The sequence below is a fragment of the Actinotalea sp. Marseille-Q4924 genome (assembly GCF_916618755.1).
Classification (GTDB): Bacteria; Actinomycetota; Actinomycetes; order Actinomycetales; family Cellulomonadaceae; genus Actinotalea.
In genome coordinates, this window is sequence record NZ_CAKAKB010000004.1 from 167,311 (window position 1) to 179,145 (window position 11,835).

Annotated in this window: 13 protein-coding genes; 10 read left to right on the forward strand and 3 right to left on the reverse strand. The window is 74.1% G+C overall.

Features of this window, described 5'->3' with window-relative positions:
* Positions 1-122 precede the first annotated feature (122 nt).
* From LG379_RS13555 to pstB, 7 genes are all read left to right on the forward strand, one after another.
* Positions 123-1,343, forward strand: coding sequence for a cell wall metabolism sensor histidine kinase WalK (locus LG379_RS13555; RefSeq protein ID WP_225755122.1), 1,221 nt, complete (start codon positions 123-125; stop codon positions 1,341-1,343).
* Positions 1,340-2,038 (forward strand): response regulator transcription factor, encoded by a 699-nt coding sequence (locus LG379_RS13560; protein ID WP_225755123.1) that lies wholly within the window; start codon positions 1,340-1,342, stop codon positions 2,036-2,038. Before LG379_RS13555 ends, LG379_RS13560 begins: the two co-directional genes overlap by 4 nt.
* Positions 2,039-2,196: 158 nt before the next feature.
* Positions 2,197-3,303 carry a phosphate ABC transporter substrate-binding protein PstS gene (pstS, locus tag LG379_RS13565; protein WP_225755124.1) on the forward strand — a complete coding sequence of 369 codons (1,107 nt, stop codon included), beginning with the start codon at positions 2,197-2,199 and terminating at the stop codon, positions 3,301-3,303.
* A gap of 280 nt (positions 3,304-3,583) precedes the next feature.
* A complete protein-coding gene (locus LG379_RS13570; RefSeq protein WP_225755125.1) occupies positions 3,584-4,801 on the forward strand; it encodes a phosphate ABC transporter substrate-binding protein PstS in 1,218 nt (405 codons plus the stop codon).
* Complete coding sequence (gene pstC, locus LG379_RS13575) at positions 4,798-5,778, forward strand: phosphate ABC transporter permease subunit PstC (RefSeq protein ID WP_225755126.1); 981 nt, start codon at positions 4,798-4,800, stop codon at positions 5,776-5,778. The genes LG379_RS13570 and pstC overlap by 4 nt, the downstream gene beginning before the upstream one ends.
* Complete coding sequence (pstA, locus tag LG379_RS13580; protein ID WP_225755127.1) at positions 5,778-6,737, forward strand: phosphate ABC transporter permease PstA; 960 nt, start codon at positions 5,778-5,780, stop codon at positions 6,735-6,737. The genes pstC and pstA overlap by 1 nt, the downstream gene beginning before the upstream one ends.
* A gap of 34 nt (positions 6,738-6,771) precedes the next feature.
* Positions 6,772-7,551 (forward strand): phosphate ABC transporter ATP-binding protein PstB, encoded by a 780-nt coding sequence (gene pstB, locus LG379_RS13585; RefSeq protein WP_225755128.1) that lies wholly within the window; start codon positions 6,772-6,774, stop codon positions 7,549-7,551.
* A 66-nt stretch (positions 7,552-7,617) separates the two neighbouring features.
* Here pstB and LG379_RS13590 read toward each other — a convergent pair whose 3' ends face one another.
* Together LG379_RS13590 and LG379_RS13595 are read right to left on the reverse strand one after the other, a co-directional pair.
* Complete coding sequence (locus LG379_RS13590; protein WP_225755129.1) at positions 7,618-8,115, reverse strand: hypothetical protein; 498 nt, start codon at positions 8,113-8,115, stop codon at positions 7,618-7,620.
* Positions 8,116-8,220: 105 nt separating this feature from the next.
* Positions 8,221-8,703: a hypothetical protein gene (locus tag LG379_RS13595; RefSeq protein WP_225755130.1), complete on the reverse strand. Its 483-nt coding sequence runs from the start codon at positions 8,701-8,703 to the stop codon at positions 8,221-8,223.
* A 281-nt stretch (positions 8,704-8,984) separates the two neighbouring features.
* Between LG379_RS13595 and LG379_RS13600 the strand changes: the two genes are divergently transcribed.
* The 3 genes from LG379_RS13600 to ispF are packed head-to-tail and all read left to right on the forward strand — an operon-like array spanning position 8,985 to position 10,841.
* Positions 8,985-9,467: a CarD family transcriptional regulator gene (locus LG379_RS13600; RefSeq protein WP_034225045.1), complete on the forward strand. Its 483-nt coding sequence runs from the start codon at positions 8,985-8,987 to the stop codon at positions 9,465-9,467.
* 52 nt (positions 9,468-9,519) lie between these two features.
* The gene (locus LG379_RS13605) at positions 9,520-10,344 is read left to right on the forward strand and encodes a 2-C-methyl-D-erythritol 4-phosphate cytidylyltransferase (protein WP_225755131.1); all 825 of its coding nucleotides are present in this window, start codon (positions 9,520-9,522) and stop codon (positions 10,342-10,344) included.
* Positions 10,341-10,841 (forward strand): 2-C-methyl-D-erythritol 2,4-cyclodiphosphate synthase, encoded by a 501-nt coding sequence (gene ispF, locus LG379_RS13610; protein ID WP_225755132.1) that lies wholly within the window; start codon positions 10,341-10,343, stop codon positions 10,839-10,841. The genes LG379_RS13605 and ispF overlap by 4 nt, the downstream gene beginning before the upstream one ends.
* A gap of 36 nt (positions 10,842-10,877) precedes the next feature.
* On the opposite strand, the gene LG379_RS13615 is transcribed toward ispF, so the two are convergent.
* A complete protein-coding gene (locus LG379_RS13615; protein WP_225755133.1) occupies positions 10,878-11,810 on the reverse strand; it encodes an NADP-dependent oxidoreductase in 933 nt (310 codons plus the stop codon).
* Positions 11,811-11,835 lie beyond the last annotated feature (25 nt).

The following is an 11,835-nucleotide window of genomic DNA, read 5'->3' on the forward strand; positions in this document are numbered from 1 at the left end:
CGGGACAGGGTCGCAGCGCCGGGTGAACGGTTCTCGTCCGGACGGTGAACTTCTGCCGTCCTGGAGCCGTCGTCACCCGTGGCGTGGCACCCGACCCCTGTTCGCGAACATACCCTGACCTGGTGATCGACGTTCCGCTTCCCGACGGCGTGGCTGCCGTCGGCCTCGTGGCGGCCGGCCTGCTGCTGGTGGCGCTCGGCGCCCTCGTCGGCGTCCTGGTCACGCGCGGTCGCCGGGGTCCCGGACCCGCCGTGGCGGCGGTCCCGCAGCCGGACGGTCTCGACCGCGGGGCGACCGAGGTGCTCGCCGCGCTGCGGTCCGCGGCCGTGGTCGCCGAGACGAGCGGGCTCGTCGTCCGGGCCAGCCCGACGGCGCGGACGGTCGGCCTGGTCCGGGACGACCGCTTCCAGCACCCGGTGCTCGAGCGGATGGTGCTGGACGTGGCCGGGGACGGGCGGGCGCGCGACGAGGAGCTCGAGCTGCCCCGCAGCGCCGTCGGCGGCGGGACGCTCGTCATGCAGGTGCGGGTCGCGATGCTCGGGGACCACCACGTCCTGCTGCTGGCGGAGGACCGCACCGCGGCGCGCCGGCTCGAGGCGATCCGCCGCGACTTCGTGGTCAACATCTCGCACGAGCTCAAGACGCCCGTCGGCGCCCTCGCGCTGCTGTCCGAGACCGTGCAGGACGCGGCCGACGACCCGGACGCCGTGCGCCGGTTCGCGGGACGCATGCAGACCGAGGCGGCGCGCCTCGCGGCGCTGGTGCAGGAGGTCATCCAGCTCTCCCGCCTCCAGGTCGCCGACCCGCTCGTGGCCGCCGCGCCCGTCGCGCTCGCCGACGTCGTGCACGAGGCCGCCGACCGCGCGCGCACGGCCGCCGCCGGCAAGGCGATCGAGGTCGACGTCGGCGCGGTGCCGCGGGGAGCCGTCGTCCTCGGCTCGTTCGACCTGCTGGTCACCGCGGTGCGCAACCTCCTGGACAACGCGGTGGCGTACTCCGAGCCCGGCACGCGCGTGGCGGTCGGCACGACGCTGCGCCCGGAGGCGGACGCGGTCGAGGTCGCCGTCGTGGACCAGGGCATCGGCATCCCGACCGACGCCCTGCCCCGGCTGTTCGAGCGGTTCTACCGTGTCGACCCGGCACGGTCGCGCGACACCGGCGGCACGGGGCTCGGCCTGTCCATCGTCAAGCACGTCGTGGCCGACCACGGGGGCGAGGTCTCGGTGTGGTCCCAGCTCGGCCACGGCTCCACGTTCACCGTCCGGCTGCCCCTCGCGCCGGACACCCTGCCGACCGCCGCACGACGCACCGCCGGCCCGCCCGACGAAGGAGCCGCTCGATGACCCGCATCCTGGTGGTCGAGGACGAGGAGTCCTACCGCGACCCGTTGTCCTACCTCCTGCGCAAGGAGGGCTACGACGTGTCCGTCGCCGCGGACGGGCTCTCGGCGCTGGAGGAGTTCGAGCGCGGCGGCGCGGACCTCGTCCTGCTCGACGTCATGCTCCCGGGGCTCTCGGGCACGGAGGTCGTCCTGCGGCTGCGGCAGCGCAGCACCGTGCCGGTGATCATGCTCACCGCCAAGGACTCGGAGATCGACAAGGTGGTCGGCCTCGAGCTCGGCGCCGACGACTACGTCACCAAGCCGTACTCGTCCCGCGAGCTCCTCGCCCGGGTCAAGGCGGTGCTGCGCCGCCGCGCCGAGCCGGTCGAGGACGACGACGAGCAGGTCCTCGTCGTCGGCGGTCTGCGGCTGGACCCCGACCGCCACGTCGTCGAGGTGGACGGCGAGCGCACGTCGTTCCCGCTCAAGGAGTTCGAGCTGCTCGAGCTGCTCCTGCGCAACGCGGGGCGCGTGCTCACGCGCCGTCAGATCATCGACCGCGTGTGGGGCTCGGACTACGTCGGGGACACGAAGACCCTCGACGTCCACGTCAAGCGGGTCCGCGCCAAGATCGAGAAGGACCCGGGCGCGCCGGTCAGGCTGCTCACCGTCCGCGGGCTCGGCTACAAGCTCGCCGACGACGACGCCCCGGCCTGACCCGCGGGCGACGCCTGGCCGCGTGATCACGAACGTCCGTCGTGCGTTCACCGCCCGTTCAGCAGGGGCACCGGATGCGGTCACGCGGGCTCCCTAACGTCGCCGTCGACACCGACCGCCGGTACCCGACCGGTGGCGTGACGACAGGACGGAACACCGTGAAGCTTCAGCGCACGAGCCGCATCGCCCCCCTCGCTGCCGTGGGCGTGCTGGCCCTGACCCTCACCGCGTGCGGTTCCGACGCCGCCACGGAGGACCCGACGACCGACGCGGAGTCCGGCGCGACGGGCGAGCTGAGCGGTCAGCTCTCCGGTGCCGGCGCGAGCTCGCAGGAGTCCGCGATGCAGGCGTGGATCGCGGGCTTCGGCAGCGCGAACCCGGACGTCACCGTGGCGTACGACCCGGTCGGCTCGGGTGGCGGCCGGACCCAGTTCGTCGAGGGCGGCGTGGCGTTCGCCGGCTCGGACGCGGCCCTGGACGAGGAGGAGACGGCCCTGGCCGCCGAGCGCTGCGCGCCGGGCGACGCCGCCGAGCTGCCGCTCTACATCTCGCCGATCGCCGTGATGTTCAACCTTCCCGGCGTCGAGTCGCTGAACATGACGCCGCAGACGGTCGCCGGGATCTTCGCCGGCGAGATCACGCAGTGGGACGCCCCGGAGATCGCCGCGGACAACCCCGACGTCGAGCTCCCGGACCTGGCGATCACGCCGGTCAACCGCTCGGACGAGTCCGGCACCACGGAGAACTTCACCGAGTACCTCGCCGCCGCGGCCGCCGACGCCTGGCCGCACGAGGCGAGCGGTGACTGGCCCATCTCCGGCACGCAGTCCGCGCAGGGCACGTCCGGCGTGGTCCAGACCGTGACCGAGGCCGAGGGTGCCGTCACCTATGCGGACGCCTCGCGGGCCGGCTCGCTGGGCACGGTCGCCGTGCAGGTCGGCGACGAGTTCGTGCCGTACTCGCCGGAGGCCGCGGCCGCCGTCGTCGACGCGTCCCCGCTGGCCGAGGGCCGGGGCGAGGCGAGCCTCGTCCGCGAGCTCGAGCGCGACACCACGGCGGCGGGCACCTACCCGATCGTCCTCGTGTCGTACTCCCTGGCCTGCACCACGTACGAGGACCCGGCCACGGCCGAGCTCGTCAAGGCGTTCCTCACCTACGTCGCCAGCGAGGAGGGCCAGGAGCAGGCGGCCGGCGCCGCCGGCTCCGCGCCGATCTCCGAGGAGATGCGCGCCAACGTCATGGAGATCGTCGAGCAGATCTCCTGAGCCCGTCGCGCCGGCCGCCCCGGGGGGAGCGGCCGGCGCGCACGACGACGGCCGGTGGTCACTGGGGGGTGACCGCCGGCCGTCGTCGTGCGTCGGGTCGGCGCCATCTCCGAGCGCCGTCCCCGTCGGACGCGGGCCGGCGGCACGCGGACAGGCCCGCCGCGGGCAACTCTTCCCCCCTCGTTCACCCTCCGTTCACCCGGGGGCGACCGCGCGGTAGGGCACCCTCGTACTGTGGACCCGGCCGAGAACCCGGCCGGACCGACCCGAACGGAGAGCCGTGACGCGGACGATGCGTCAGACCCCCCACCTCGCCGGCACGTCGACCGCACAGCCCCCCGCCACCGCCCCCCGGCGGTCCGCGCGTCGGCGCGCCGCGGCAGCCGTCGTCGTCGGTGCCCTCGCGCTCACCGTCTCGGCCTGCGGCTCGGACGACCCGCTGAACCACCCGTGGCGACCGGGCGGCGGCGCCGCGCAGGCCGGCAGCGGTGACGGTGCAGCGCAGGTCGAGGGGCTCACGGGCACCGTCGCGGGCGCCGGGTCCAGCGCCCAGGAGGCGGCGATGCAGGCGTGGATCGCCGGCTTCCAGTCCGCGAACCCCGACGTGAGCGTTGCCTACGACCCGGTCGGCTCCGGGGGCGGTCGCACCCAGTTCGTCGAGGGCGGGATCGCGTACGCCGGCTCGGACGCACCGCTCGACGAGCAGGAGCTCGCGGCCGCGCAGGAACGGTGCGCCCCCGGCGAGGTCGCCGAGCTGCCGCTGTACATCTCGCCGATCGCCGTCATGTTCAACCTCGAGGGCGTCGAGACGCTCAACATGTCCGCGGCCACCATCGCCGGCATCTTCGCCCGCGACATCACCCGGTGGGACGACGAGCGCATCGCCGCGGACAACCCCGGCGTCGCCCTGCCGGACCTGCCGATCACGCCGGTCAACCGGTCGGACGAGTCCGGGACGACCGAGAACTTCACCGAGTACCTGCACGAGGCCGCCCCGGAGGCGTGGCCCTTCGACCCGAGCGGCAACTGGCCGCTGACCGGCGGGCAGTCCGCGCAGGGCACCTCCGGCGTCGTGCAGACGGTGCAGGACGGCCAGGGCACCATCACGTACGCGGACGCCTCGCGGGCCGGGACGCTCGGCACCGTGGCCCTCGGCGTCGGGGGGGACTGGGTCCCGTTCTCGCCGGAGGCGGCGGCCGCCGTCGTCGACGCGTCGCCCCGGGCCGAGGGCCGGCCGGCCGCGAGCCTGGTCGTGGCGCTGGACCGTGACACCACGGCTCCCGGTGCCTACCCCCTCGTCCTGGTCTCCTACACGATCGCCTGCACGGCCTACGCCGACGCGGCGGACGGCGAGCTCGTCGAGGCCTTCCTCACGTACGTGGCGAGCGAGGACGGCCAGGCGGCCGCGGCGCAGGCGGCCGGGTCCGCACCGATCTCCGAGGGTCTGCGCGAGCAGGTCATGACCGTCGTCGAGGCCATCAGCCAGGAGGCGATGTGACCACGCAGCCGACCACCACCCCGCCGCCCGCGCAGGAGGTCCGCCGCGCGCCCGCGCGCGACCGGGCGGGTCGCGTCTTCGCCGGTCTGTCGACCGGCGCCGGCGCCCTCATCCTCGTCGTCCTCGCGGCGGTCGCCGGCTTCCTCCTGTACGAGGCGTGGCCCGCCCTCACCGCGGGCGCCGAGGAGCTGACCGCCATCAGCTGGATCCCCGACGACGGGTCGCTCCTGACGTACGTCGGCCCGCTGATCTTCGGCACGCTCGTCGCGGCCGTGCTCGCCCTCCTCATCGCCGTGCCCGTCGCCATCGGGATCGCGCTGTTCATCTCGCACTACGCACCGCGCCGGCTCTCGAGCGCGCTCGGCTACGTCGTGGACCTGCTGGCCGCGATCCCCAGCGTCGTCTACGGCCTGTGGGGCGGGCTCGTCCTGGCGCCCCTGGTCCAGCCGGTGTGGCAGTGGCTCAGCCAGGTGCTCGGCTTCATCCCGCTCTTCCAGGGCCCGGCGGCCACCCCCGCCCGCGTCATGATGACCGTCGGCGTGGTCCTCGCGGTGATGATCCTGCCGATCATCACCGCCGTCTCGCGGGAGGTCTTCCTGCAGACGCCCCGCCTGCACGAGGAGGCGGCGCTCGCGCTCGGCGCGACGCGGTGGGAGATGGTGCGCATGGCGGTCATCCCGTTCGGCCGGTCCGGCGTCATCAGCGCGTCGATGCTCGGCCTCGGCCGAGCCCTCGGCGAGACGATGGCGGTCCTCATGATCCTCTCGCCCGGCCTCACCTACAGCCTCGCTCTGCTGCTGGCGGGCCGTCAGCAGACCATCGCGGCGAACATCGCGCTGCAGTTCCCCGAGGCGAGCCCGCTGGGAGTCAGCGCGCTCATCGCGACGGGCCTGGCGCTGTTCGTCATCACGCTGGCGGTCAACATGCTCGCGCGCTGGGTCGTTGCCCGCCGTGCCGACTTCTCGGGGGCGAACTGATGACGACGACGACCTCCACCCGCCCGACGACGGGAGCGCCCAGCACGCGCGACGTGCTCACGCGGCCCGACACCCGGCGCAAGCTCGTGGACCGCGGCATGCGGGGCGTGGTGACTCTCGCGTTCCTCGTGGCGCTCGTGCCGCTGCTCTCGCTCGTCTGGACCGTCCTGGTCAACGGGTTCGAGCGGCTCAGCCCGTACTTCCTCGTCGTGTCGATGCGCGGCGTCTTCGGCGGGATGGACGCCGGCGGCATCTACCACGCGATCGTCGGCACGGTCCTGGTGACGGGCTTCGCCGCCCTCATCTCCGTGCCGATCGGCCTCATGACGGCCATCTACCTCGTCGAGTACGGGCGCGGCCGGCTCGCGCGCGCCGTGACGTTCTTCGTCGACGTCATGACCGGCATCCCCTCGATCGTGGCCGGCCTGTTCGCCTACGCGCTCTTCGCCGTCTTCTTCGGCCCGGGTGTCCGGTTCGGCGTGGTCGGCGCCGTCGCGCTGTCCGTGCTCATGACGCCCGTCGTCGTGCGGTCGAGCGAGGAGATGCTCCGCCTCGTCCCGAACGAGCTCCGGGAGGCGGCGTACGCCCTGGGCGTGCCGAAGTGGCTGACGATCGTCAAGGTCGTCCTGCGCACGTCCGCGGCGGGCATCGTCACGGGCATCATGCTCGCGGTCGCCCGGGTCATCGGGGAGACGGCACCGCTCCTCATCACCCTCGGCGTCATCGACTCGATCAACTACAACCTGTTCGAGGGCCGCATGATGACCCTGCCGGTGTACGTCTACCGGCAGTACCAGCAGGGCCTGGTGCCGTGCCGACCTGACCAGCTCGACTGCATCGCGACGGTCAACTTCGACCGTGCGTGGGCGGCCGCGCTCGTGCTCATCATCATCGTGCTCGTCCTCAACCTCGTCGCCCGCCTCATCGCCCGGTGGTTCGCGCCGTCGCGCGGGCACTGACCGAACGCCCCCCGGCGCACACAGAGAGAGACCCATGGCCCAGCGCATCGACGTCAAGGACCTCGACGTCTACTACGGCACCTTCCGTGCCGTGGCCGACGTCTCGATGATGATCGAGCCCCGCTCCGTCACGGCGCTCATCGGCCCGTCCGGCTGCGGCAAGTCGACGTTCCTGCGGACGCTGAACCGGATGCACGAGGTCATCCCCGGCGCCCGCGTCGAGGGCACCGTGACCATGGAGGGCGTGGACCTCTACGGCAACGACGTGGACCCCGTCGCGGTGCGACGGCTGGTCGGCATGGTGTTCCAGCGGCCCAACCCGTTCCCGACCATGTCGATCGCGGAGAACGTCCTGGCCGGCGTGCGGCTCAACAACCGCCGGATCTCCAAGAGCGACGCCGAGACCCTCGTCGAGCAGTCGCTGCAGGGCGCCAACCTGTGGAAGGAGGTCAAGGACCGGCTGGACCGTCCCGGGTCCTCCCTGTCGGGCGGTCAGCAGCAGCGCCTGTGCATCGCGCGGGCCATCGCGGTCAGGCCGCAGGTGCTCCTCATGGACGAGCCGGCCTCGGCCCTCGACCCGATCTCCACCCTCGCGATCGAGGACCTCATCGCCGAGCTCAAGAACGACTACACGATCGTCATCGTCACCCACAACATGCAGCAGGCGGCGCGCGTGAGCGACCGGACGGCGTTCTTCAACATCGCCGGCACGGGGGAGCCCGGGCGCCTCATCGAGATGGACGACACCCGCACGATGTTCTCCACGCCGTCTGTGCAGGCGACGGAGGACTACATCTCCGGCCGCTTCGGCTGACGGGTCGGTCGCGCGGCCGGACGACCGGTGCACGGCGGCCGCCGTCGACCCGGCGGGCACCTGTGCTCAGGACGCCTGGACGGGGACCAGCGGGTCGTACGGCGGCAGCGTGCCGTCGAGGACCGGCACGGGTGTGACGACCTGGCCGCCGCGGTCCGTGCCCACCAGGAGCTGCATGACGGCGCCCGGCCGCACGGGGACCTCCGGCACCGCGATCTGCACCTCCTGGTCCGACCCGAGCGTCACGGTGCCGCCCGCCGGCACCGTGACCCGGGCGAGGACCGTCCCGTCGGGCAGTGCGACCGTCACGTCGACGGGGACCGTGTTGTCGTTCCACGCGGCGCCGTAGAGCGCCCCCGTCCCACCCTCCTCGGCCGTGAGCACCATGAGGTTGACCAGGCCGGCCGTCTCGCTGATGTCGACGGGCAGCCCGTGGGACGGCGGGTAGGCGATGTCGGTGGTGATGGGGTTGGTCGCCGAGCACCCGGCCGTGACGAGCGCCGAGGTCGCCAGGAGGGCGCCGGCGGCGAGCCGGCCGACGCGGGTCGCACGGGGGGTGGTCATCACGGTCCTCCACTCGACTTGGTCTTCTCTTGACCAATCTAAGGAGAGATCCGGAATATGTCGCGGCGAGCGTCGCAGCCGGTGCTCAGGCGGAGTCCGTCGTGCTCACGGGACGAGGTCGGCGTACTCCGGCAGCGTGCTGTCGAGGACCGGAACCTGGAGGGTCGTGGCGCCGGCCACGTCGGTCGTGAGCGTGACCGCGAGCTTGCTGCCCGGGATGGCGGGCACCGCCTCGACGTCGACCGTCTCGTCCGCGTCGGGGCCCAGCAGCACGGTGCTCCCGGCGGGGACGTCGATGGCGTCGCTCTGCTCCTCGCCCACCGTCAGGACGACGGACGCGTCCTGACGTCCTTCGTTCGCGACGAAGCCGACGACGGTGCCGGCCGCGCCCTCCTCGGCCGTGAGGACCATCATGTTGCCGACGCGCACGTCGCCCAGCCGCTCACCCACGCCGTCCGACGGGTCGTAGTCCAAATCCGTCGTGATCGGGTTCGTCGCCGAGCACCCTGCGAGCAGGGCCGTCGTGGCGAGCACGGCCGCCACGGACGCCGTGCGACGGGTCGGGAAGGGGGTCGAGCGCTTCGCCACGGAGGGTCTCCTGGTCACGTCGGTCGAGGACGCCACGCGGGCGGACGCGGGCTGCGCCCAGGGTACTGGGTCACCGGACGCGCGCGGCCGTGCGGTCAGCCTGCGGTCGTCGGGCCACGCGCAGACCGCCTCCGGTGGCCACCGGAGTCCCCTCGGACCCGTCCCGGTGCGCCGGGTCGGACCGGTTCCAGTGCGCTGACCTGCGGCGACGGTCGGACGTGACCGGGGGTCCCGCCCGCGCCGTGTTAAGATGGACCTCCGCGAAAGGGGACGTCCGCGACATGACCTTCACCGTAGGCGAGACCGTTGTCTACCCGCACCACGGCGCTGCACTGATCGAGGAGATCAAGAAGCGCACGATCCGGGGCGAAGAGAAGATGTACCTCAAGCTGAAGGTCGCCCAGGGCGACCTGACGATCGAGGTACCCGCCGAGAACGTCGACCTGGTCGGCGTCCGCGACGTCGTGGGGCAGGAGGGCCTCGAGAAGGTCTTCGACGTCCTGCGCGCCCCGTACACCGAGGAGCCGACCAACTGGTCGCGCCGGTACAAGGCGAACCTCGAGAAGCTCGCCTCCGGCGACGTCATCAAGGTGGCCGAGGTCGTGCGCGACCTCTCCCGCCGCGACGCCGACCGCGGCCTGTCCGCCGGCGAGAAGCGCATGCTGGCCAAGGCCCGCCAGATCCTCGTCTCCGAGCTCGCGCTGGCGGAGCACACCGAGGAGGAGAAGGCCGAGGCCATCCTCGACGAGGTCCTGGCCTCCTGACAGCACCTGCGGCCCGCACCCCCATCCGCACGACCACACCCGGCTGAGCCCCGTGGACGACGTGCACGCCCCCCGGGGCGACGGTGGCGGCGTGCGGGCCGTCGTCGTCCTCACCGCCGCCGGCAGCGGGTCGCGACTGGGGCACGCCGTGCCCAAGGCGCTCGTGCCCGTCGCCGGGACGCCGCTCGTCGAGCGCGCCCTGCGCGGGCTCTGGGCGTCCGGCGTCGTCGACGACGTGGTCGTGACCGTCCCGTCGGAGCACCGCGCCGACTTCGAGGCCGTCGTGCGGAGGGCCGTCGCCGACAGCACGCGGCGTGGGACGCCCGCGTCGGCCAGGTGCGTCGTCGGCGGGCCCACCCGGCAGGCATCGGTGGCTGCCGGCGTGGCGGCCCTCCTCGGCGCGCACGAGGTCGCCGGGCACGACGGCGCGGCGACCGACGGAGCCCCGCGCACCGTCGTCCTCGTCCACGACGCGGCCCGGGCGCTCACGCCGCCGGACGTCGTCCGACGGGTCGTCGAGGCGGTGGCGAGCGGTGCCGACGTCGTCGTGCCGGTCGTCCCCGTGACCGACTCGGTCGTGGACGTGTCGGCCGGGGTCCGGCCGGTGGACCGCACCCGCCTGCGCGCCGTGCAGACCCCGCAGGGCTTCGAGGCGGCGCTCCTGCGCCGCGCGCACCTCGCCGCGGCCCACCGTGCCGCCGACGAGGCGACCGCCGCGACCGACGACGCCCAGCTGTGCGTGGCGCTCGGCGCCGCGGTCACCCTCGTCGAGGGGCACGTCGACGCCGCCAAGGTGACCACGCCGCGGGACCTGCTCGTGGCGGAGGCCCTCCTGGGCGGCGGGACGGGCGGACGGGCTCAGGAGGGGCACCCGTGAGCGACGCGACACCCCGGACCGGCGTCGGCGTCGACGTCCACGCCTTCGCCGCCGCGGGCAGCGGTCGCCCGATGTGGCTGGGCGGGCTGCACTGGCCGGGCGAGGTCGGCCTGGCCGGCCACTCGGACGCCGACGTCGCCGCGCACGCGGCCGCGGACGCGCTCCTGTCCGCCGCGGGGCTCGGCGACCTCGGGTCGAACTTCGGCACGTCGGAGCCGGAGTGGGCCGGTGCCTCGGGCGCGGCGCTCCTCGGCGAGGCGGCGCGGCGCGTCCGCGCCGCGGGCTTCCGCATCGGCAACGTCGCCGTGCAGGTGATCGGCAACCGCCCGCGCGTCGGCGCGCGCCGCGCCGAGGCCGAGGCGGCGCTCGGGGCGGCCTGCGGCGCCCCGGTCAGCCTGTCCGCCACGACCACCGACGGCCTCGGCCTGACGGGCCGCGGCGAGGGCGTCGCGGCGATCGCCACGGCGCTCGTCGTCCCCACCGCGCCGCCGGCCTGACGGCCGCCCCTCGCGGCCGTCAGCACGCCGTGCCGCTCAGGGGACGACGACGATCTTCCCCGTCACCACACCGTCGATGCTCGCGCGGTGCGCCCGGGCGATGTCGGCCAGGTGGTAGGTCGCCCCGACGAGGACGCGCAGGCGGCGGTCGCCGGCCATCTCCACGAGCCGGCGGCGCGCGTCGGCCCGGACCGTCGTGCCGGGGTCGGCTCCGGGCACGTGGCCGAGGACCTGCACGCCGAGCGCGGGACCGCGCTGGAAGTTCGCGACGGTGGCGACGCGGCGCCGGTCCCCGACGAGCTCGAGCGAGACGTCGAGCGCCTCGTCGGAACCCACGGTGTCGATCGCGGCGGTGACGCGGGGAGCCAGGGCGCGCACGCGGTCCGCCAGGCCGGGGCCGTAGGTGACCGGCAGGGCACCCAGCGCGACGAGGTGGTCGTGGTTCGACGCCGAGGCCGTCCCGACGACGCGCGCGCCGCGCATCCGCGCCAACTGGACCGCCATCGCCCCCACGCCGCCGCTCGCCCCGTGGACGAGCACCGTGTCGCCGGCGCCCGCGTGGACGGCGGTCACGGCGTGCCACGCCGTCGTCCCGGTGAGCAGCAGGCCACCGGCGGCGGTCCACTCCAGCGACGGCGGCTTGGCCACGAGGACGTCCGCCGGGACCACGACCCGGTCCGCGTACGCGCCCCGGACCGGCCAGCCCACGACCTCGTCGCCGACCGCGGGCCAGTCCACGTCGGGCCCGACGGCGCCGACGACGCCCGCGACCTCGAGGCCGATCCGCAGCGGCAGCTTGGCCGGGTCCCGGCCCCAGGTGCCGTTGTACGACTTCCAGTCGGCGGGGTTCACCCCCGCCGCCCTCATCTCGAGGAGCACCTGGCCCGGGCCGGGGACGCCCGGGTCGGACTCGACCACTGCCAGGACCTCGGGTCCGCCGTAGGCGGTCGCCACCACGCTGCGCACCATGCCCCATCCTTTCGTGCAGGTCAGG